Source organism: Streptomyces sp. NPDC052107, from assembly GCF_040680215.1.
Lineage (GTDB): Bacteria > Actinomycetota > Actinomycetes > Streptomycetales > Streptomycetaceae > Streptomyces.
In genome coordinates this window covers 1-21,691 of sequence record NZ_JBFAWG010000039.1, presented here as the reverse complement: position 1 = coordinate 21,691, position 21,691 = coordinate 1, and the positions used below count along the sequence as shown (strand labels likewise).

Here is a 21,691-nt window from a genome sequence, read left to right as displayed (position 1 = left end):
CGGCGAGCCAGTGTTCATGCTGCGCCTGTATCCAGGCCGCCTGGTCGAAGCCCACGTTGAGCAGTGCGACCTGGGATCGCCAGTGTCGTTGTCGGATTCGTCAATGCGGTACATGCCGCTCGCATCGATCTCGATCTGGAGGCCATGCAGCCGGCGGCTGCCGGCGACGGCGGTGAGCCCGCTGTGCAGGAGCAGCTCGGCAGCGCGACCAGGTCGGCGACAGCCAAGAGGTCGGCGGGTCGGGTGCCGACTGGTGGGGTGACGATCGCTTGATGGAGCAGCAGATGCAGAGCGGAGGTGCTTGTCGCGCCTTTCGTGTGCCGGTCGCGTGCCTCCTCGGTCCAGTTTTCCGCCCAGGGCGCGGAGAGGTTGACCAGGAGCTCCTGGTGACCGCGGGCGCGCGTGCACCAGGCGGCATTCAAGTGGCGGGCCAGCTCGGTGAGCAGGTCAGGAGCATGACCCTGTACTTCCTCGGCCAGCGCGTCCTCCAGCGCGTGCAGTAGCTGCTCGGCCGGGCCGCCAGGTCTGTATGCGTCCGGGCCGCGCCAGGTTCCCACTGGTACACCCGCGCGACGTATGGCCGCGGCGGCCGTTCGCATCGCACGAACCTGCACGTGGACGCCGTCAGGGATGTCATACGGCGGCGTTGTAGCCGGCCAGAAGTTCTCGTAACCGCCGATTGCCAGGACGGGGTGTGCCCGATTCCAGGCCTGGAGGAACTCCTGCAGGTCGACGCCGTCGTCGGCACCTCGGGCTCGCCGGACGTCGGCGGTCAGATGGTGCAGCGCTCGGCCGACTACTTGGTGACCGTGCCCGCCGTTCCCTGTGAACGTAGCCAGCAACTCGGCGTCGAGGACGATGCTGATCACGGCGTGCTGTGCGTCGGCAGCGACCGCGATACGCACGCCGTCCCTCAGCGGCTCGACGCTTGGCTCTTCGTCGTCGGGCGGGTCGTTTGGGAGGGGTGACGTTTGGGTCAGCTGCAGGAGAAACGGAGTGGCGTCCGGCAGCGTGAAGTGCTCGGCGATCACAGGGTCAGCGGTGATGGTGGTGCGCACTGCGTCCGCCAGTCCTGTGAGCGCGGGTAGGTCGAGTAGCGCCTCGCCGGGCGTACTCGGCGGGACCATGACGGCGAGCGGCGGGGCGGTGGCCACGGCGACGGAAATCGGCTGGGTACCAAAGTGGTGGAGGTCGGCCTGCCTGCCAGCGGCGCCCGCCGGCAGGCCGACAAGTTTGACCGCGGTCCAGTGCAGGGAGGCTGGCAGGCCAGCATCTTCGAGAACCTGGTCGACCGGTGACCAGATGGCCGCGCGCTCCCAGGAGACGTCGAGGCCGTGAGGGGGCACCACCGCGACGTCCTGTCTCGGCGCCCCTGGCGGCAACAGTGTGCCGAGCCGCCGCCAGGCGATCCACGCATCCAGGGCATCGTGGAAGGCAATGGCATCGACTCCCGGATGAGACGTCATCTCCATCACGAACAGTGCCAAGGTCATCCGGTCGCCGCCCGCCTCGGCGAGCATCTCGGCGAGCTCTTCCACGTGCAGCATGAGCGTGTCGGTCACCACCTCGGGTCCCAGCACTCCAGGCCCGGCATACACCACCAGACGCTCCCGTCCCGCAGCCGCCTCCTCCGCGAGGACCGCGCGGGCCGCTTCCAGCCGCGCCGACAGCTCCCCACCGGCCAGAGCACTGACGATTGCGACATCAAGGCGGAGCGACGGTCCGCTGATCCGGCACACAAGGTCAGGACGGGGAGCCTGCGACAGGCCTAGTACCTCAGCGACCCGGGTCACGGTCAAGTCCTGCAGATGCTTGGAGACTTCGGGGCCAGGATCCGATTTGGTGAGAAGCAGTTCGGCGCACGCGGTGATGGCGTCGAGGGCTTCGCTGGCTGGTACCGGGATCCGGCGGCCATGAGCGCGCACCGCCAGCACGGGCCCGAGCAACCGCCCCGTGGGGCAGTACCTCAGCTTCAACGAGCCGACGTCCGTGGTCAGCCACGCCAGCGCCCGCCGAGCGCGCTCCGGGTGGGCACAGCCGTCGGCGACTTCGTCGAGGCAGTCACGCTCGGCAGCCGCAACCGCGTTGACCTCCTCCTGCGTAACGCTGCAGGAGATCCGATCGGTGACGGCCTGTTCTTCGGCGGCTGGCCAGGCCGGCAACAGCTCTCGTATACGGCGGTCGCTGTAGCGCAGCGCAAGTTCGAGAACGTCGCCCAGGCCAAAACCGACCTCTTCGACCAGCTGCTCGTCGGCGGCGTGCCCGGTGAGCTCCACATTACGCAACACCAAGAGGGGGTGGTCGAGCTCGCCAGGGTGCACCAGCAGGCCCTTGAACCGGACCCGCGCACGAGGGTCGTTGGGTTCGCGGTCAGTCAGCACACCACGCCCAGGAGCGGCGAACGCGGCCGTTTGCACCAGCATGGGCAGGTCGCGGGCCGACGCGACGGCGCCAGCGTGGTGGGCCGAACGGGCTACGCGGGTCCAAAGCAGTAGCAGGTGGTCATGGACGCGCGAGCACGTCGGCGACAGAAGCGCCGCCTCGAGCAGCGTCAGCAGCGACTCCGTGGAGAAGCGGATCAGAGCACGGTCGATGAGCTTCCATTGCACTCGCCGGTGCCGTGCAGAGGTGGGCAGCCGCTCGCCGGTCATCGTTGGTCCCCCATGAAGATCCCGTCCTGGACAGAGTGGCAGGAACCTGGCGTGTGGCGCTTTGAATTTGACACCCAAGAGCGCGGGCGGCTCGGCTGCGGGGGCAGCAGCCCGCCGATCCGGCCCCGGCAAATCTCCAAGCCGCGCGGCTGCGAGCAGCGGCGTCCGCGCTGCAAGTCTCTTCTGCTGGACCGTTTTGTGCGGTACACCCACTGCTGTGAGTGACACCCAAGAGCAGGCCCAAGGCGTGCGCGCAGCACTCGTCCGCGGTCGCACGGCCGTCGACACGTTCACAACAAAGTGGCTCTCCCAGGGCAACGTCACCTGGTCGGAGGAGACGGCCACGGATCTTCTGCTCATGGCGGTGCACCAAGAGCTGTCGTACGTGTCTTTCACCCGGTATGAAGAATCCCGGGTCGGGGCGGACTGGCTGTGGTGGTTCGTGGATTCGGCGTCTCACGAGGCGTTCGGATTGCTGGTGCAGGCGAAGAATTTGAAGAAGAAGGGGCAGCGCTGGCACATCGACTACAACTACAACAATGGTAACCAGCTTGGATCTCTGATACGAGCCTCGGATCTGCTGCAGGTCCCTGCTGTGTATGCCTTGTACTGCGGCGACGCAGTCTACCGGCGAGATTTGTGGTGCGATCAGGCCCATGGTGGCGTGGTGTGCACGCACCACCCGCGAGCGGGCGTCAGCGTGCTGCCGTCCATGCTGGCCGCTTACCTCAATGGGCTCTACCCGAACGACCTGGCCGCAGCATCCCTACATGCCGCAGTTCCGCTCGAAGACCTACCGACGTGGAAGGAGCAGCCGTGGTTCCATGCCGGCGTAGTGCGGGACGATGCTGTCCGAGACCTCCTCACACGGTCACAGCAGGGAGCACGACTCGTGGCCAGACGACTGCTGAAAATCCTGACGGACTACCGAGCGCGCCAGTTTGCCGTGACCACGGACCATCTACAGTCCCGCCTTGACCTGGATGACGCTGTGTTCACCGGCGGGCTTCCGGAAGACCGCGGCCATTACCTGCGCCCCCACTTCCCGCACGTTCTGCGGGGGCTGCGCCGCTCACTGCCGCCGTACGTACGTGAAGCGTTGGAGACGCGCCGCCTTCCTGAAGGCCCGGAGTTCAGAGATTTGGCCGGCATGGCTGTGGCCTGCGTGTAGTTCGGGTGGCTCCTCCGCCTGGAAGCCGTCCGCTCTGTGCAGGGCCGCAAGCTGGATCTACGTGTGGCTGCTACTTGGGTATTCGAAGGGCTGATGCTGGAACTGGCACATCCCATATCGGGCTGTGCAGCGGCAACGTCGGCCGCGGGGACTATCAGGCCGTGCTGCTACCCATCGGCGGCACGGGGGCGATCACCGCTCTGGAAGCGGAGACTACTCTCCGTCGGCTGCCAGCCGGGTGGGCGACGACGCCGTCGACGCCCTCCTGAACCACCTCGAAGGCGTATGCCCCGAGACCGTCGTTTGGGAGAAGGCCTCCTGGGCGACCGCCTTCGGCAATTGATAGCCAAGCAGTGCTCACGCACCGGCGCCTATCACCGACGTTGGGGGTGCGGGGTGTTGGAGAGGCAGTGGTCACGCAGCCGGTGGGGTGGTGGTCGGGGGGTTACCAGCCGGGGTAGCGGTCCCACCAGTGTGGGTCCCAGCCTCGGGTGTATCCGTCGCCGCTGGGGGATTCGGTGAGCTGGGTGATGAGGTCGCGGGCGAGGGTGTCGAGGACCCAGGCCAGTTCGTGGCGGCTGACGAGGTCGACGGGCAGTGCCTCTACGCCGTGTACCGCTCCGAGCAGTGCCCCGGTCACCCAGGCGACTGAGTCGCCGTCGGGTGCTGCGGCGGCGAAGCGCAGTGCGGCGCCCACGTGGGCTCGGTCTGGGAACGAGGCGGCGGCATACAGGGCGCCGCGTAGCGCCGAGGGTGCGGTGGCGTCCGGGGCGAGGTGTGCGAGCCGTGCCGCGTTCGCGGGATGGTTGTCGGCCTGCTCAAGTGCCGTGGTGAGCCGTTCGAGTTCTGGGGCGGTCAGGCGGGGGTCGGCGTCGGGGAGGGCATGGAGGCCGTCTCTCAGGGCTTGCTGTACCTGTGACTTCCCGCCAGGCGCATCTGCTTGCGTCTCGCGATGGCTGGTCAGGCAGTGGCTGATCAGCACGGCTGCGTGGGCTGTTGCGGACTGTGCGGCTGGGTCGCCGTGGGTGAGGGCGGCGAATTCGCGTATCCACTCGGCTGAGTCACCCCAGCCGTAGGCGGCGCCGACCACAGCGGCGGGAAGGGTGCGGGTGAGGGCGTGGCAGCCGCGGCTGGTCGTTGTCGGCTTGTCCACGGTGCCCTGCTCGATCTTGGATAGGGCGGCCACGGTCGCTGGTGCGGAACCGCGTCGCTGGGCCAGCGCGGGCACCTGGGCGAGCCAGCCGTCGGGCCACACCGTGTCGATGCTGCCTCCGGCCCAGCGCTGCCGCATCCGCTCGACCTCGATTCCTTGCAGGGCGGCCCACCGGCAGTAGGCGTGCCACACCACCGACGGGGGATGGCAGATGCCTTTGTGGGCGCCGCGCACGAGCGCGCGGATCGTGCCTTCGGCGGTGAAGCAGGCCAGCTGGGTGGAGACCCCGGCCCGCAGCGGGCTGTCGGCCGGCAGCTTGCCCCGGGCGGCGCCCAGCGTGTCTCCTATGGCCAGTCCGAGCAGCAGTCCGCGCACGCGGGACAGTGCCCCCTTCTCCTCCGGGAACGCCCTCGGCCGTTCCCGGCCAGAGCCCCGCTCCCTATCCGACTCCCGCGAGCCATGCCGGGCGGCGGTATCGTCCCGCGGGGTGATCCCGCGCTCCCTCGAGATCAGCTTCGTGGCTTTGCGCAGCTGTGCCTCTTCGTGCTCCTCGGCTGCGGCTGCCAGCTCGGGTGTGACGTCGTCTGGCCCGGTGACCCATCGGGTGGGATCCGTTTGGTTCTGTGGGGCGGGCCCGGTCAACGCGGCCGTGTCGGCCTGTGCGCTTTCACTCGGATCATCGTCGGTCTTGTCGTCCGCTTCGGATCGGCTGCCTGGAGAGGTAGCGGGGGCTGGTGCCGGTACGGCCGTGACCGGATCAGCCGCCGCAACCCGTGGGCTGGCCGTCTGTCCGCCTGGGGCTGCCACAGTGGTCAGCTCGTGTACTGCGTCGTGGAGTTCGGGGTGTGCCGGCAGTTGCCAGCCGCCCACCAGCACCTGGCGCAGGTCGGCCAGCGCGGTTTTGGGGTCGAGGCCGGTGGCCAGGTGGCTGTAGACGGCGGCGACGGCCGGGGTGCGGCTCTGGCCGGCGGCACAGTGGAGCAGGACCCGCTTGCCTGCGCGGCGCAGCCGCAGCACCTCACGAGCGGCCTGGTCCACCACGTAGTGGAGGTTGGCGTTCTCTCCTTCGCGGTCCACCAGCCAGACCCGGGCGTGCTCGACGCCGGCGCCGGGCAGGATCGGGTCCGTGCCCATGCGGCACAGCGATATCACTGCATCGACGTCGAACGGCTCGGCGCCCTGGGCCAGGGCCAGGTTGCCCAGCACCACCCCAGGATCGTGCGGGTGGGGGATGGCGAAGGGAGGGACGGGCGGGAGGGGCATCCGCGCAACCGAGGGCCAGCCGCTGCCGTCGTCGTGCCCGCCCCGGGCCGTGAGCACCGCGAGCCGGACCAGGTCGGTCCCGGTCAGAGCGGGCCAGCCGTGCACGGCCTGCTGCCACTTAAGCGGGATGCCGGAGCAGCCCCAGCGCGCGCCGAGCAGCGCGCCCGCGATCGCCGCGACGGTGTCGGTATCCGTTCCGGCGCGCACCGCCGCTTCCAGGGCACGACGCATGTGCTGGGCAGGGAAGTTACGCTCGGCGGGCCTCAGCTCGGGCACCGGGGTGCGGGTGATCGCCGACCAGGCGGCCTGGAGCGCGTGGACGACCCAGCCGTTGTGGGAGAAATGGTGCGGGGCATGGGCCTCCGCCTCGTCCAGCCGCCTTGCCCACACCTCTTGGCGCTCTGCGGGGAGCAGGTCCAGGCCTGCGCGCACGCCGTCGAAGGTCCCTTCCAGTACCGCGGTGCGGATGCCGGAGCACCACAGCACGCAGGCATCAGCACAGTCGGGATCCGGGTGCGTGAGCGCGCTGACCGCGGTGGCCGCCTCTGCCATCGCGGCAGGGTCGCCGAGGTGGGCCAGGGCGACGATCCCCGTGCGCATCAACGAGCCGTTGCCTGCGCTGCGGTCGTTGCCGGCAGTGAAACTGCGGGCGGCCTCGAGCATCGCCGCCCCCGGCGCTCCGAGCGTGCGGGCGGCGGCGCTCAGGACGGCGCGGGTCTGGGAGCCGACATCGCTGGCGCCCTCGCCCAGCCAGCGCTGGAAGTTGGCCGCGATCCCATCAAGGGCCTCGGGACTACGCAGATCGGCTCCGGTTGCCGCCACCTCGGCGATGCAGACCTGCATCTGGGTGTCGTCGGAGTACTCCCCGGGCTCATACGGTCCCAGGCCGCCGCCGATCATCTGCGGTTGCTGGTCCTCACCAAGCATCGCCTGGAACTCGTACGGCACGCCCAACGCATCGCCCACGGCCGCGCCGAGCAGCACCCCGGCGGCCCGGTCGAGGCCCTGCGCGTCCAGGCGGAGGTTCGGGATGCGTGCGCGGGCCATGGGGGCCTCCCTGGGGTGCGGCGGCGCGCGGCGGGCGGGCCGGACGGGCGGTGGTGTACAGGCGCGATCCCGATCGAAGACAACCGGGACGGGGCGGGCACAGCGGAATACCGAAGGAAACGATCTCCGGAGTTGACGCTGCGCCAGCTTGGCACGACAGCCCGCTTATCGTCAACTAGACGATAGTGGGGTGGATCCGCGGATCCGCTCGGAGGGGACGTCGTGGGGCGGGCCTCTGTTATTCGGTTCGGGGGGCCGCTACAGCGGCGACGACGATCAATCCGTGCCCAACATCCTGCGTCGGTGAGAAGACGTGCCGACGAGCTGCACGGCGCTGACCCGCCGGGTCACCACACGGGGAGAGCCGCAGCCGGCCCGGGCGTGGCGCAGCCGCAGGCGCCATCGAGCGACGGCCCGGTTGCGCGGCTCTGCGACCAGCCGTCGGCCCCCCGGGGTGCGCAACGGGCCACACGCCGACTGCACAGGACTGCAGGCCCGTTGGGCAGCCTTCTGAGCTACGGACCGTTGGGCTGCGCAGTCGCCATTGCGCACCGCTCGCCGCACGAGCCGGACACGTTTGGTCGGCCCGAGCCCACGAGCCCGACCACGGCAGGTAAGCGCGCAAACAGCCGTAGCCGCGGCGATCGGCCACGAGCCGGTGGCCGACAGAGCGCGGACCGTTGCAGGGCGCGCCGCGGCGGGCGTTTCCCGTCCGGGAGCGGTGCCGCCGAGGGCCACAGCTCACCGGCATCCTCGGCGATGCGGCAGGCACAGCGGCCGGCATGGAGAAATTGTTCGAAAGCCCGTGCAGGTACGAGGGACTTGGTGGGTGCAGGCTCGGACGGGCGGCTGGTGGTCGGGCCCTGGTGCCGGGCCGCGTGGGGGAGGGGTGGGGCGGCCCGGCACCAGGGTGGGGACCCGTCCCTGCCTTTGCGTCGGGGGAACGCTCAGGCAAGGGACGGGGACTTGAGGAGTTACGGGGTCAGGGGTCGGGGAGGTCGCCCAGGGTGATGACGGTGTAGGCGCGGAGCCTGCGGACCATCTGTGAGGCGAGGTACCAGCGCAGTCCCGGATGTCCGTAGGGCAGTGGCTGGTCGGTGGCGGGCAGCGCCTGGAGCCCTCCGTTGCCGTACTGGTAGGGGGTGCCGATCACTCCGTACAGCGGTGCGCTCTGCACCAGGAACACGGTCGGTCGGCCGCAGAGATGGGGACACTGCTCCGCGGCCGGGCGGGCGTGCTTGAGGCAGACCGGGGGTTGCGCGGTGCGCACCACCGCCTGCTCGGGCTGCACCTCACCCGGTCCGGCGAGGAAGATGATGCCGTGGCGGGTACGAGCGCTCTGGGCGCAGACCTGGCAGCGCAGCTGCTCCATGCATTCGCGTTGCCGGGAGGGGTGGACCATCCGCCACTGCGGCCGGCCGGAGGGCAGGTCGTCGGCGCCGATCGTTTGGGAACAGCGGCCCCACAGCACGCCGCGCAGGTCGCGGTCCTCGCGGAGTTCGTCCCAGTAGCCGAGTTGCAGGCGTCCGTCGGGGCCGTGTGTGCCGCGCAGCGATAACAGCAAGTCGGGGTGTTCGCCTTCGCGGCTGGTGATGTAGGGCACGAGCCGGCTCATGATGGGGCTTGAAGGGCTGGTGGGGTGGGCGGTCATCGGCTGATCTTCCAAAGGTATGCGGTTACGGGTGGGAGTGGAGGGGGCGGTCTGCAGTCGCCGTGGCGCCGCTGGAGGCGTTCCAGCGCCTGATGCGGTTCGTCCAGCCGCGGGGCCAGCTCGCGTACGTGTCATGACCCGAGCCGGCTGGCGTCCAGTGGCCATCTGCTGTCCGCGGGGCCCTGGTCGCCGGGGGCTCAGGAGCGCTCGTCAGCGGCGGCGACGGCGTCCGGTGCGGGACACCGCGCGTGGATGCGGCCCGCGCAGGCGGCACCACCGGAGGCACTGACCTGGCCGTACGGCACCGAGTCCTCACCGTCTCTGATCGGCTTGTCGCACACCAGGCACATCTCCACGCCGGTCAGCGCCTCGTAGTGGTCACACAAGGCCATGAGGGAGCGGGCCAGTTTCCGGGCGTGGGCCACAGCCCGGTGCGGCCCAGTGCCGGCAGTGGCCCGCAGCTTCGCGCGGGCCTCGCCGACGCACGCGAGCGCGCAGTACCGGGGCACGTCATCTTCCGGCAGCTTCCCGGCCGCTCGCTCGATCTCCGGGATGATCAACTGCATGTGGCCGCGCAGCAGACCGGTCAGCCCGGCCAGCTCCTCACCTTCCGGCGAGACGGAGCTCGGCCCGATCAGCCGGCCGACGCTGTCCCGCATCATTTCGACGTCCACCGGCGGCGTTCCAACCTGCGCACCCGGGATGGCGTTCATCGGGCAGCACCTGCCGTGCGGTGCAGGGGGCACGCGCAGGGCGGCAGTTGGGTGTTCAGTAACTCGCGTGCGGGCTCGAATCCGTAGGGCACGGTCACGGTGGCCCGCGGCGGCGTCACGATGCCTTCGCGTGTGACGGTGTAGACGCGGAGCACCATTTTGGCGCTTGTCGGGCGCTCCAGGGGGCGGGCAGTACCGTTCGTCATGTCGACGCTCCTTGCAGCGTTGGCCACGCCCCGGGACCGTCGTGAGCGGTCGCCGGGGTCTTGTGGTCTTCGACCGTAGAAGCGGCGATGGGAGGGGAGGGGCACAGATTGTGCCCCTTACCGTCATGCAGCCAAGAGGCCCAGCTTTACCGCGAGTTGGGATGCCCGTCGGCGCCGTGCTGGGTTCTTCGACTCGGCTTCTTCGAGGACGATTCGCTTTGCGTAGCCGTTGTATTTGATCGTCTCGGGGGCTGCCTCGTGCGCTTGGTTCAACGTGGCGAGCGCGGCGTCCGGTTGTCCGTCGAGGTGGTAACCGCGGGCTTCCTCGATGCGATGTCGGGCCCGGCGCGGTCTGGACGGGATTGTGGCAGCATCTGCCGCAGCGGCCTGACGCACGGACTCGCCGCCCTGGTGGAGCTCCACAGCCACCGTGACGGCGTGCGCGCCCATGATGGCCCGGGAGAAGGAGGTGACAGGGTGGTAGTAGTCCTCAGGTAGCCGGACTGCCATCTCACGTGCCTGGTCCCAGTACCGCCACGCCGTGCCGGTCTCACCGCGCCGGGCCGCTGTGTATCCGGCCTCGAAGGTCAGCGCACCGGTGATAGCGAGAACCTCGTGGGAAGCCTCGGGCAGGAGCGGTCCAAGATAGGCAAGCGTTTCGAGGTTCACCGCGTCCGCAGCCTCAAAGTGCCCTGGCCCCGCATCCCGGTGCGCCTGGCCCGCCAGCCAGGCGGCAACCCCGATCGCGTGCGCGTCCTCCGACTCCTGCGCAGCGACCAGCCCGCGCTCCGCCACCCGCCACAACAAGGCAGCATCGGGCTGGTAGGCCACGAAGAACTGGGTCAGCGAATAGACCTCGGCCAGCACGGCTTGCGCAGCTCTACGGTCCGCGCCGGTCTCGGCCTGCCGCACGGCCAACTGCGCATCGCCAATCAGGCCCGGCAGAAGTGCTCCGATCACCTCGCGGTGGTTCGGCGCCGAGTGTCTGGCCGACCAGGCCCGTGCAAGGCGTGCCTGAAGGTGCGCGGCCGGCGGCGCCGCGCGCTGCGTGGTCACCGGAAAGGCATCGACCGCAGCCTTCACAGCGGGGAGCCGTGGGTGGCCGGGGCCGGTGAACAGGTGGGTGTGCATGGACTGGCTGCCGGTGAGATCCGCCAGATCCCGCACGCGCAGCACTTCGGCGATGCGTAGGATCATGTCTAGCTTGGGTGTCCCCAGGCGACCGGTCTCGACGCCCTTGACCCATGAGCCGGACTTGCCGACCAGCCCACCGAGCTGTTCTCGGGTCATACCCCTGCGTGTGCGCAAGATCTGCAGGCGTTGGCCGAACACCAGCGGGTCAGCGAACGGGTCCGGGGATGCATCTTGAGACATCACGGCTTTGCCCCTCCTAGCACCTTTGTCACTGCCAGGGTAGGGGCCAGGTCCGGTCTCGGGTGAGATTCCCTACGGGCGCTCCTCACCCGCACGTGATCGCGCGGGTCGGATGGCGCGTTTCGTGCACGACGACGCTTTTCGTTGTGATATGGGCCGCGGGCGGCGGGCGAGGCCGACCGCAGGCAGTTTGGGAACGTGGCGGTCGCCTTTCGGGGCGGCTGGCGGCGCGGAGCCTTCCAGATGTCCTCGACGCTCCGTTCCCGCGATGGCGTTCAGCCGCCCGTCCGGTGGGCGCCACCCTTCATGGTGTCAGGTCGTGTCGTTTCCGCCTCGCAGGGATGACAGGACCAGGCGTCCGTAGCGTGTGGTGAGGGCGGCTGCTGTGGCGGCGATGGATAGTCCGAGTGCGATGAGTAGGTGTGTCGCGGAGTTGTCGCCGAGGACCTGCAGGATGCTCAGCGCGGTGCCGAGGGGTAGGCCGAGGATGGTGAGGACGCCCAGGGCTCCGCTGATCTGCTGGCTTTCCTGTGTCTGGACGAGCCTGCTGTAGTCGGCTGCTTCGGCGAGGATCTCGTTGAAGCGGGAGGGGAGTCGGTGTTGGTTTTGGAATGCGAGGAGGAGATCGTTTGCTGCGCCGTGTGCGGTGAGGTGTTGTCGCCAGTAGGTGCTGCGGAAGACGGCGATGTTCCTCTCCAGTGTGGCGACGCGGCGTGCCAGTTGTGCCGAGTTGAATACCTCGGAGAGTTCGTCGGTGAGCTCGTCGATGTGATCGCGTTGGAGGGTGCCAAGGAGCAGGGCGTCGAGGTAGACGGTGCGGGAGTGCAGCGCTGCGAACTCGTAGAAGTCGCCCGTACCGGTGTCGGGTCGGTGGCCGAGGAAGGCGGCCCCTTGACGCAGTACCAGGGCGCTCCAGTCCGCGGAGATTCTCACGGTGTCCTTGAGTTGTTCGCCGGCTGTCTCCGGGGGGAGGGGGAAGTCGTGCGGGGTGGAGCGGGAGGCCAGTTGCCACAGCCAGCGGTCCGCTGTGGCGGGCAGGGTCTCTTCGGGGCCGGTGCGCAGGGCGGGAGTGTGGTGTTGTGTCGGGGTCAGGAAGGCGATGCTGTAGGGCCGGGCGAGGGCGAAGGGGGCTTCGGGGTCGCGGACGTCGGCGATGCCGGCCAACAGCACGGCCGGATCGAACGGCCCGCTGAGCGGGTCGTCCGCGGGATCCGGTCGCCGCCCGGCCAGGGCTCGCAGCACGGGCAGCAGTGGCCTGTCGACGCTGAAGTGCAGGACGGCGAGGGCGTGTTCTTGGTTGCGAGCGGTGGACGCCCGCAGCAGCTCCATGCCCAGCAGGTGCATCCCCTCGTGTTTGACGTCACGCGGTAGATGCCAGCGACGGGGCCGGCCTGGTGCTCCGTAGAGTGCGCGCGCGGAGGCGGCGGCGAAGTAGGTGGACCGTGTCCGGGTGTCGGTACGGCGGCTGCCCAGCTCGAACGGAAAGGGACCTTCCATCCAGTTGGGAACGCGTAGCAGCCGCACGGGCAGCACGACGGTCAGCTCCTGGCGCGCCCCTGTGACGTTCTCGAGTAGCGGCATCTGGTGGGTGGTCACCGGTAGTACTCGACGGGGTCGGGCTGATCGAGGCGAATGACGAACTCTGCCCGGTCGGGGCTGTGGGCGCTGACATGGAAGCGGACGCGTTCGCCGGTGCGGATGGTCCGGAACCCCTCGCTCACGATCTGCCGGTAGTCGAAGGTGTAGTACCGCTCGTCCTCGTCGTCCCGGACGACGTAGGAGCCGATGGCACCGCTTGGTCCTCCGCCGTTGGGGCGCCTGTCGACGATGGTTCCGTGGCGCGGCCCGCCGCCGCTCATGCTGTCGTCTCCTTGGTCGGGGAGGGGTCGATGTCCTGCACGCAGCGGAAGCCGACCACGTTGCTCCCGCCGCGCTTGCGGTAGATGCCTTTGGTGCTGGTCTGCACCGCACGCATCGGGTTGTCGTAGCTGCCGCCGCAGATGACGGCTTCGCCGGGGTCGTCCAGGCTGGTGGAGGTCCACTCCCAGCAGTTGCCCACCATGTCGATGACATCGAACGGGGAGCGGTTGCCTGGTCGTTCGTCGACGCGGGTCGTCCCGGCCCGCCGGACGGCGTCGCCTGCGAAGTCCCGGTACCACGCCTGATACGTCACGACAGGCCGCCCCACCCACGTGTCCGCGCAGTTGACGAGGGCGCTGTCGGGCGTGTCACCCCAGGGGAAAAGCCGTCCGTCTCCGCCACGCGCAGCGGCCTCCCATTCGAGGGAGGTCGGCAGACGCTTGCCCTCGAACGCGGCGAAGGCGTAGGCACTCCACCAGTTGACGCAGATGGCAGGGTAGGCGTCGTAGCCCGGATTCTCGTAGTAGTCGGACCGTGTCAGCCGGTCGGTCCAGGGGTGGTGCGTCATGCCGGCCGGCTGGTCGGCGTGGTCCCACTGCGAGGTGCCGTCGGCGTTGAGGGCGTCGAGGAAACGGCGGTAGCGCGCCACGGTCACAGCATGGCGGTCGAAGCGTACGGGATGTTCGACGCGGCGGATCAGCAGCCGTTCGGCCGGCCCGACCAGGTACGCCCCGGCGGGCAGCACGCAGTCGTCGCTCTGCGGAGTGCGGGACATGCCGGCGAGGAATGCGCGCACCTGCTCGGTGAGGAAGGCGCCGCCGGGAAGGTCCGCTGCCAAGTGCCGGTTCGACGGCTCGGCAAGAAACCTGGCGGCCAGGAGTTCCTGGTAAGCCGTGTGTACGAAGGCGACGTGATCGGGGCCGGCGGGCCGCAGCAGCGGGGCGAGGACGCAGGCGTCGAGATCGAGGCGTCCGTCTTGGAAGGCGTCGGCCCCCAGCTGCCGGTGTAGGTCGAGGAGGGAGAAAACGGTGCGGTCGGAGAGGAAAGCGTGTCCGAACGCGGCGGGAAGCCGCTGTTCGAGATCGGATTGTCCACGCTCGGCCAGCGTCCGCGTGATGTGGATGCCGAGGATGTCCGCGAGGGGCTTGCCGACGGGAAGGGCCAGCGCGGTGGTGAGGCGCTTCTCCAGAGGGGTTGCCTCGGGTTCGGCCAGGCGTACGACATGGAAGTGCGGCACGCGGGACGGGTCGAGGCCATTGGCGTACATCTGCTCGACCAGTTGCTCGGAGCGGCCCGCGCCGCTGTCCAGTAGTTGACGTACCTGGGGCGAGTCCGCGAGGAAGGACACCCGTGAACTCATGACCACAGCCGATTCGGCGGACAGGACGGCCGCGAGATCGGTGAACAGGCGCAAGAAACCCGCAGGGCTTGGTTCCTCGACGCCCTCGTCGACGGCGTCGAGCACGCACAGCGCGGTCCCGGAGCGGATGAGGTAGAGGAAGAGGTCGTAGGCACGCGAGCGGTCCGACGTCATGGCCGGCGCGAGGAGGCGGGCCGCGTACTCGGAGAACGGTTCGTCCTTCGGTTTGAGACCGAGGTCGAAGTAGAAGCGGAAGCGGCGGATCTCTGGATTGGCGGCCAGCGAGCGAAGAAGCGTGCTCTTGCCGCTCCCCGGACGGCCGGTGACCAGGACATTCGCGCTGCCGCGTGCAAGGCGCGTCAGCAGTTTCGCCGCGTCGCCGGAGTGCTGCATCGTCGACTCGCCTGTACGCGGGTCGGTGGTCAGCGCGGCCGCGGTGACAGCGGCCCTACGCCCGTTCGGACGGTCAGCGGTGGTGAGACCGGCGAGGTGAGCGTCGAGGTTGACGATGGTGTCGACGAAACCGTCGTAACGCACTATCCGGAAGTCTAGCCCCAGCATCCGATGGAGGGCGCCGGGCGCCGCACCGCTGCCCTCGTCGTCCAGGACGACGAACCGGGTGAGCTTGGGCAGCCGGGTGCGTAACAGCTCCCCTCCGCTGGAAGCAAGGACAGTGCTCAGGTCGTCGGCGTCCCGGGAGAGCATGAGCTCCACGTACTCCAGCCGCATCCCGGACTCGCGGCAGAACAGCTGGTAGACGGTGTCCGGACTGAGGACGAACCGCTTGGCCTGCCGGTATCCGAGGGTGACGTACAACCCGGCAAGGAACTCGCAGCGGCGCGCTACCTCGGGCGCCAAGTCGGGCTCACCGCCGAGTAGGGCTGCACTCCCGGTGTCGGTGAACCAGACCAGTACGTCTACGAGCCTGCGGACCGCCAGCAGCCCGTCCTCGTCACTGATGTCGTACCCGTCGTGCGTGGACCGGTTGCGAAGCCGTCGAATGTCCTCGAGCGCATCCAGCACGGTACTGCTGCGAATGTACGGACGACAGCGCTTGACCAGGTCGTTCAAGGCCTTCGTCGAAGGGTCGCCCTCGACGCCGTGGTAGCGCCACAACTCCTTGAGGAGTTTCTCGGTCAGTTTCCCGACCAGCGCCACCGCGTTCTCGGGATAGCCGTCATTGAGCGACCGCAACGGCCGTTCCAGATCCAGCCCCAGTCGATCAGCGATCCGCGAGTGGTCGTCGAGTTCACTCCGCAGGCGCCGCAGCCGTTCGTCGACCAGCGTGCTCACACGCACTCCCCACGCCGCCGACCGAGGATGAACGCGAACCGGTCGGGAAACACCAGCACAGGCTCCGGATGAGCCATACGCATTTCCTCGATGCCCTTCTCGATCTCACTGTCGCTGAAGGTAGAGAGCAGGGACATGTAGCGGGCGCGCACCATGCCGAAGTACTTGTCCCGGTCGATGCGCAGCTCATGCTCGACATAGCTGAGACCGGCATCCAGCCCCGCCGCCCGCAAGTGACCCTCGATCACGGCCGGGTCGGGCTGCAGCTCCTCGAACCGCGCAAGGGCCGCCTCGAACAGCGGGTACTGGATGCTGGCCGGCAGCATCACCACCAGCAGCCGCCCTCCGGGCGCCAGCCGATCGGCCAGGCCACGCAGCGTGTGCGCCGGGTCGGCCACGTGGTGTACTGACTCCTTCAGCCACACCGCATCGAGCTGCTCGTATGGCAGACGGGTGCGTCCTTCGGCGAGGTCCTCGGCGCAAGCAACGATTGGTGTCAGGACGGCCGGAGGCGGCGTTCCGAGCTGGCGCAGCATCGCCTCGGAAGGATCGACGCACAAAATGGGGTGACGGGGCCCAACTTGCTTGGCCACTTCCCTGGCGAACAGGCCTGTCCCGGAGCCGACGTCGGCGATCCGGTCCATGGGGCCCAGCCGTAGAGCCTGGGCGATCTGGCCGGACATCCAGGGAACGTAGTCCGGGCCGTAGACCCAGTGCTCGTCGTACTCGTCCGCCAACTCCTCGTAGTGTCCTCGCACATTCCGCCGCTCCACGATCCCCCTCGTGCCCCTCACCGCGCCGTTTGTGCCGCACAGGGCACGGTGCAGGTTATCGCGAGCACTTTGGCGGCAACAGTCTGTAACCAGACGGCTGTGGGCTTGATCGACTTGCCGCAGGCGGTCTGCAGCGCATGGGCCAGTTGGTCCGGCAGTACGCCAGTCTGCCGCTCGGGGGCACGGACGCCTCGGTCGTGGCGGTCGCTGAGCGGGTCAAGACGCTGCGTGTCGCGATACTCGACCGCACTTCTCCGCGGTCCGGTGGGGAGTTCGGCCTCGGTACAGGTGGGCTCCGCCAGCGGGGGGACGGAATGCGGCGGCGGCCTCTTGGCGGCCAGCACCGGGCCGCGGCCGGTGCCCTGGGTTCGGTCGTGAGCCGGGCAGTTCGGCACCGCACCGCAGCTGTAACCCCAGGTCCGCCCGTACGATGACCGCGTGACAGCCCGCCGCACCCTTGGCGCCGGCCCGCAGGCCGGGAACATCCGCGCCGCCCAGGCCGACCTTCTCGATGCCCTCTCCGGAGTCCACCTGCCCGACCGCGACGGGCGGTCGAGGGACTACTGAACTTTAAGGAACAGACCGCCATGTCCCCGGGCGGCACCTTCGGGAGTTACGGGCCGGCTCAGCACCTGGCCTCCAAAAAATCTTGGCTGCCATGTCAAGAATCCCGCCGCCGCACGACTGTCAGGGGGTGTACGGCCGCCGCTTCAGGGTGAGGCGCTCAGGGCCGCAGACTGAAGGGGTTCCTATGGAGAGTACGGGCGTTGGCGCCGTCATCGTGTTCCTGGTGGTCGTGTGCGCGCCGGGGCTGAGCAGCGTGCTGCAGAGCATCGCGTTCCGCATCCGGGCGGAGGGCAAGGCCGAGCTGGCGCGCGCCCGGCGGGAGTCGGGCCGCGGGGCGGTCGGCGGGCGCCGCACGGCGAGGCAGGGGCGGCATGACTGAGCAGCAGACGGCGCCGCACGCCGAGGCGGTTGAAGCCCTGGTCGCCGAGCGGTTCGGCCAGCTGGTCGGCTACGCCCGCAAGCGGCTGCGGGCCTTCGACGTCCCGCCGGCATGGCTGGACGCCGAAGACGTGGTGCAGAACGCCCTGGCGAGCGTGCTGGCCCGCAGTGAGCCGGTCGAGATGCTGCGCCCATACGTCTTCACCGTCATCAGGAACGAGGCATGGCACGCCGCCCAGCGCTACCGCGCCGGCCTGGGCTACGGGTGCAGAGACGCGGACGTACAGCTGGAGGCCGCCGGCCCCGCCGTCGACCCGTGCGGCGCCGCCGACCGGCGCCTGGACGTGCAGGCGGCGCTGAGCGCGCTGCCGCCGCAGCAGCGCACGGCGGTGTTCTGCACCAAGGTGCTCGGATTCACCCAGGCGGATACGGCCCAGGCGATGGGGTCGGCGCCGGGGACGGTGGCCACCCATGTCTCCCGGGCGGTCGTCACGCTGAGGGTGACCCTGGGCGCCCTGGCCGTGGTGCTGGTCGGCTGCACCGTGGCGCTGGTCGGCCGCGGCGGGCAGTGGCTGCGGTCGGGCCCGCTGCCCATCGACCCCTCCGCGGGCGGCGATGTGGGGAAGGCGCTGTCGTCAGTGCCGTGGCAGTGGTGGTTGGTGGCGGCGACCGTGCTCACCGCGGTGCTCGCGTTCAGGTTGTGGCAGAGGCCCGTACGGCTTCCGCGCCCACCCGCGCCCACCCCCAGGGCAGAAGGAGAAGAGTGGAGGAGTGCCCGCCCGGACGCGACGGGCACATCGTCGCCGCCGTGGGAGTCGTATCCGCCGGATCCCCTTTCAAGCGAGGGCGGGCTGTAACCGGGCGGGACGCGACCGCTGATCACCGAGCAGGGCGTGGCCGCTGCGGGCCTGTTCGGTGAGTCCGTCGTGTTCTCCGGCCGCCCTCGATCATGAATCCCGGATAAGCTCCCCATGTCCACCGCGCGGCTGCAGCGGTGACTGTACGCGCGCCGCTGCAGCCAAAGCAGTCAAGGGATAGGTCAGCCTTGACGCTTAGTCCGCGGTGTCGTCATCGCCAGGCTTCAATGCGGACAGCGCCCTACGTGCAGCCTTGATGAGATCAGGAAGCTGATTGACGAGCTGAGTGAGCAACGTAACGAACAGACTCAGCACGCCGAAAACAGCGAGGACCGTGAGAGTGATGGCGTTCCAGTCCACCAGTTGACCTTCCCGGCGGTCAGACTGGCGGTGGGCAGCCTCAGTCCGTCCACCTGCTGAAGTGGTCGAGCTGAGGACTCCGTTGCGCGCCTACGCGAGTCTCAGAGGTCAAATGGCGGTCGATCCGCCCACTTGCTGGCCAATTGCTCTGGCGCGTCTGCTGAGCTGGCCTGAAAGGCAGAGAGTACCGCTCGGGATCGGTCGCTGAACAGCGTGCCTCGTACTTGTTTGCCATCGCTCACTTATCCGGGCTCCAAACGACGGCACTTGAGCCGTTCACCGTCAGGCAGGCGCGACAGCTGCAACCGGCGCGGGCCCATAACAGTCATGATCGGGTATGGGAGTACCTATGTTCCGGCGCCGGACGGAACGGCGCGGCCTGCGCTTGTGGCCGGTCGGCACCGTGCTCGTCCTGGCCTTTACCGCCGCGGTGCTCGTGGCCGCCACCGTCTTCTACACCGGGTGGGACCTGCTCGGTGCACGCGGGCTGAAGCCCGAGCACCGCATCGACGCCAAGACGCTGTTCGACTTGGTGAAGCTGTCGTTCGGGGTGGTCGCCGGGGCCGGCGCCCTGGTCGCCCTGGTCGTCGCCTACCGACGCCAGCGCGTGGACGAGGACGGCGCCCTGCGTGAGGCCACCCGCCTGCACACGGAACGCTTCACTGCGGCCGTCGCCCAGCTCGGCCACGACTCCGCCGCGGTCCGCCTTGGTGGCGTGCACGCCCTGGCCGGCCTCGCCGACGACGCCCCCACTCGCGACCTACGCCAGACCTGCATCGATGTCCTGTGCGCCTACCTTCGGCTGCCCTACACCGCCGAGGACGCCCTGCCGGAGGGCGACGTCGAGGCCCGGCACACCTGCCTAGCCGTGCGGGAAGTCCGGCACACCATCGTCCGCCTCATCCGCGACCATCTTCGTCTGACGTCTGTTCACCCGCACTCTTGGCAGGGTCACGACTTTGACTTCACCGACGTCACCTTCGACGGCGGAGACTTCTCCAACGCGGTCTTCTCCGGCGGCACAGTCAGCTTCGTAGGGGTGACGTTCTCCGGCAGACCGGTCAACTTCACGGGGGCGACGTTCTCCGGCGGCACGGTCATCTTCACGGGGACGACGTTCTCCGGCGGCACGGCCTACTTCGCGAGGACGACGTTCTCCGGCAGTTCGGTCTACTTCGACATGTCGACGTTCTCCGGCAGCAGGTTCCACTTTGACAGCTCGACGTTCTCCGGCGGCATGGTCAGCTTCGGCATGTCGACGTTCTCCGGCGGCATGGTCAGCTTCGGCGTGTCGACGTTCTCCGGCAGTTCGGTCCACTTCGGCATGTCGACGTTCTCCGGCAGTACGGTCAGCTTTGGGCAAGCGACGTTCTCCGGCGGCACGGTCGACTTCACGGGGACGACGTTCTCCGGTGGCACGGTCGACTTCACGGGGACGACGTTCTCCGGTGGCACGGTCGACTTCACGGGGACGACGTTCTCCGGTGGCACGGTCGACTTCACTAACGCCACCGGTCCAGCACCGTCTGGCCTGGTTCCGCTGAGCGGGGGCCCCATGCGGACGGGGGTAGTTCTGCCGCTGGCCTGGTCCGGCTGATCCGCCTCTCGATCACAGAACGACCATGCCGTCCGCTCAGATGACGACAAGGCCAAGCAAGCGACCTACCGGCGTCACGGTCACCTTGGTAACAGTGACGCCGAGGTTGTGTCACTTCATGAGCATGTGCAGGGCCGTCATGGCGGCGATTCCCACGAGCAGGGCGACGCCGACGGCGGGATGCAGGAACGCGATGTAGGTGCCGATGCAGCCCACGATCAGTAGTAGGGCAGTTCGGGTGTCGACGCCGTTCATCAGCGGCAGCCCCTGGCGGCACGGACGGAGCAGATGCTGGGGGGAAGCTCGATGTCGCCGCGTCGTTGCATCTCTCTGCCGAGACTTCGCATGCGGCGCAAGTAACCCTCCACGGAGCGCACGGACAGGTTCAGCTGGGCACCGATCTCCTTCTGCGTGCATGGCCCGCGGTAGAGCAGTGCCGCGATGGCGACGGCTTCCGCGGGTGAGCGCTGTAGGACCCGCCGGACCGCGTCGCGGAGCTCGGCCTGCTCCTCGAAGCTGCCTTGTGCCCGCCCCAGATCGAGGACGGTGTCGGCCAGCGCCTCCATCTGCCGCCGGCGCGGCCGGGCCCAGGCGTTGAAGGCGTCCCGGAACTTGTACAGGCAGTCGTTGATGAAGTAGGTGCGCATGCTCGCGCCCTTGTGAGGCTTCCAGTACCCGCGCTTGAGGCTGTAGTCCATGAAGTACATGACCGCTTCCGCCACCGCAGCGGCGGCCAGCTCCTCGCGCAGCTCCGCACTGCGCTGCAACTCGGTCACCTCTTGGTCGAGGTATTTCAGCCGCACGTCCCTGGTATGGCAGCGCACGACGATCGTGCCGTCCTTCATCCACTTTCGCAGGCAGTTCCAGCCGTACCGCCACAGGTCAGCCTCCAGGTGCCGAGCCAGCGGCCCCTCGAAGTCGGCCGCGCGCAGCCTCTCCAACAGTTCCTGTTCGGACCGCAGCGCTGCCGGCACCACCTCATCGGTGTGGCTCTCGTCACGCTGCCGACGGGTGATCCTTATGCTGGTCGTCATCTGAGGCAACTCTCCGTCTCGCTCTCACTGTTGTAGTCGCGCCATCTCGTACGGCAGCCAAAGCTCGTTGCCCCCCAACCTTTTTTGAAAAGCTGTCCCCCAGCACATCGGGGGTGTCCGTCGATCCCTCTTCTGGCTCCCGGTAAGTCCCGCTTACCGGGAACCGGACGTTCAGCTGCGAGAGATGCCCGGTCCGTCGTCGCCGTGCAGGACGAAGTGCGCCTTCGCGCCGGACCCCGCGCGGTGGAGCAGCAGCTTGGTGGGGCAGCATCTGCTCAACTACTGCAATTGTGAGAGGTCCGTCATGGGGTCCGCTGCTCGCACCGTGTCGTCGGTGCTGCTCATTGGCTTGTTCTTGGGGGCCTGCTCGCCCAAGGTGCACA

At 68.7% G+C, this 21,691-nt stretch carries 18 protein-coding genes; 5 read left to right on the top strand and 13 right to left on the bottom strand.

Going from position 1 to position 21,691, the window contains the following annotated elements:
- Nucleotides 1-14: 14 nt before the first annotated feature.
- Entirely contained in the window at nt 15-2,651 is a 2,637-nt protein-coding gene (locus AB0M27_RS30550; RefSeq protein WP_365726312.1) for a hypothetical protein, read from the bottom strand.
- Nucleotides 2,652-2,868: 217 nt separating this feature from the next.
- Between AB0M27_RS30550 and AB0M27_RS30545 the strand changes: the two genes are divergently transcribed.
- On the top strand, nt 2,869-3,822 hold the full coding sequence (locus AB0M27_RS30545; protein ID WP_365726310.1) for a DUF6615 family protein: 954 nt from the start codon (nt 2,869-2,871) through the stop codon (nt 3,820-3,822).
- Between the two features lie 445 nt (nt 3,823-4,267).
- Here AB0M27_RS30545 and AB0M27_RS30540 read toward each other — a convergent pair whose 3' ends face one another.
- The 9 genes from AB0M27_RS30540 to AB0M27_RS30500 all read right to left on the bottom strand — a co-directional run bounded on the left by AB0M27_RS30540 (nt 4,268) and on the right by AB0M27_RS30500 (nt 16,479).
- Nucleotides 4,268-7,285, bottom strand: a complete 3,018-nt coding sequence (locus AB0M27_RS30540; RefSeq protein WP_365726308.1) for an ADP-ribosylglycohydrolase family protein — start codon at nt 7,283-7,285, stop codon at nt 4,268-4,270.
- A 982-nt stretch (nt 7,286-8,267) separates the two neighbouring features.
- Entirely contained in the window at nt 8,268-8,936 is a 669-nt protein-coding gene (locus tag AB0M27_RS30535) for a hypothetical protein (RefSeq protein WP_365726306.1), read from the bottom strand.
- Nucleotides 8,937-9,133: 197 nt separating this feature from the next.
- Complete coding sequence (locus AB0M27_RS30530) at nt 9,134-9,649, bottom strand: DUF6415 family natural product biosynthesis protein (RefSeq protein ID WP_365726304.1); 516 nt, start codon at nt 9,647-9,649, stop codon at nt 9,134-9,136.
- A complete protein-coding gene (locus tag AB0M27_RS30525) occupies nt 9,646-9,855 on the bottom strand; it encodes a hypothetical protein (RefSeq protein ID WP_365726302.1) in 210 nt (69 codons plus the stop codon). Before AB0M27_RS30525 ends, AB0M27_RS30530 begins: the two co-directional genes overlap by 4 nt.
- Nucleotides 9,856-9,978: 123 nt before the next feature.
- Nucleotides 9,979-11,229 (bottom strand): helix-turn-helix transcriptional regulator, encoded by a 1,251-nt coding sequence (locus AB0M27_RS30520; protein WP_365726352.1) that lies wholly within the window; start codon nt 11,227-11,229, stop codon nt 9,979-9,981.
- 312 nt (nt 11,230-11,541) lie between these two features.
- Nucleotides 11,542-12,810, bottom strand: a complete 1,269-nt coding sequence (locus tag AB0M27_RS30515) for a hypothetical protein (RefSeq protein ID WP_365726300.1) — start codon at nt 12,808-12,810, stop codon at nt 11,542-11,544.
- A gap of 11 nt (nt 12,811-12,821) precedes the next feature.
- The gene (locus AB0M27_RS30510) at nt 12,822-13,088 is read right to left on the bottom strand and encodes a hypothetical protein (RefSeq protein ID WP_365726298.1); all 267 of its coding nucleotides are present in this window, start codon (nt 13,086-13,088) and stop codon (nt 12,822-12,824) included.
- Nucleotides 13,085-15,742 (bottom strand): SUMF1/EgtB/PvdO family nonheme iron enzyme, encoded by a 2,658-nt coding sequence (locus tag AB0M27_RS30505; protein ID WP_365726295.1) that lies wholly within the window; start codon nt 15,740-15,742, stop codon nt 13,085-13,087. The genes AB0M27_RS30510 and AB0M27_RS30505 overlap by 4 nt, the downstream gene beginning before the upstream one ends.
- Complete coding sequence (locus AB0M27_RS30500; RefSeq protein WP_365726293.1) at nt 15,739-16,479, bottom strand: class I SAM-dependent methyltransferase; 741 nt, start codon at nt 16,477-16,479, stop codon at nt 15,739-15,741. Before AB0M27_RS30500 ends, AB0M27_RS30505 begins: the two co-directional genes overlap by 4 nt.
- 474 nt (nt 16,480-16,953) lie before the next feature.
- Between AB0M27_RS30500 and AB0M27_RS30495 the strand changes: the two genes are divergently transcribed.
- The 3 genes from AB0M27_RS30495 to AB0M27_RS30485 all read left to right on the top strand — a co-directional run bounded on the left by AB0M27_RS30495 (nt 16,954) and on the right by AB0M27_RS30485 (nt 18,317).
- Nucleotides 16,954-17,082, top strand: a complete 129-nt coding sequence (locus AB0M27_RS30495) for a hypothetical protein (RefSeq protein WP_365726291.1) — start codon at nt 16,954-16,956, stop codon at nt 17,080-17,082.
- A gap of 184 nt (nt 17,083-17,266) precedes the next feature.
- Nucleotides 17,267-17,461 carry a hypothetical protein gene (locus AB0M27_RS30490; RefSeq protein ID WP_365726290.1) on the top strand — a complete coding sequence of 65 codons (195 nt, stop codon included), beginning with the start codon at nt 17,267-17,269 and terminating at the stop codon, nt 17,459-17,461.
- Complete coding sequence (locus tag AB0M27_RS30485) at nt 17,454-18,317, top strand: RNA polymerase sigma factor (protein ID WP_365726288.1); 864 nt, start codon at nt 17,454-17,456, stop codon at nt 18,315-18,317. Before AB0M27_RS30490 ends, AB0M27_RS30485 begins: the two co-directional genes overlap by 8 nt.
- A gap of 195 nt (nt 18,318-18,512) precedes the next feature.
- Here AB0M27_RS30485 and AB0M27_RS30480 read toward each other — a convergent pair whose 3' ends face one another.
- Nucleotides 18,513-18,677: a hypothetical protein gene (locus AB0M27_RS30480; protein WP_365726286.1), complete on the bottom strand. Its 165-nt coding sequence runs from the start codon at nt 18,675-18,677 to the stop codon at nt 18,513-18,515.
- Between the two features lie 349 nt (nt 18,678-19,026).
- On the opposite strand from AB0M27_RS30480, the gene AB0M27_RS30475 reads away from it, so the two are divergent.
- On the top strand, nt 19,027-20,274 hold the full coding sequence (locus AB0M27_RS30475) for a pentapeptide repeat-containing protein (protein ID WP_365726284.1): 1,248 nt from the start codon (nt 19,027-19,029) through the stop codon (nt 20,272-20,274).
- A gap of 111 nt (nt 20,275-20,385) precedes the next feature.
- On the opposite strand, the gene AB0M27_RS30470 is transcribed toward AB0M27_RS30475, so the two are convergent.
- Together AB0M27_RS30470 and AB0M27_RS30465 are read right to left on the bottom strand one after the other, a co-directional pair.
- A complete protein-coding gene (locus AB0M27_RS30470) occupies nt 20,386-20,529 on the bottom strand; it encodes a hypothetical protein (RefSeq protein ID WP_365726282.1) in 144 nt (47 codons plus the stop codon).
- Nucleotides 20,529-21,308, bottom strand: a complete 780-nt coding sequence (locus AB0M27_RS30465; protein ID WP_365726280.1) for a hypothetical protein — start codon at nt 21,306-21,308, stop codon at nt 20,529-20,531. Before AB0M27_RS30465 ends, AB0M27_RS30470 begins: the two co-directional genes overlap by 1 nt.
- Between the last annotated feature and the right edge of the window lie 383 nt (nt 21,309-21,691).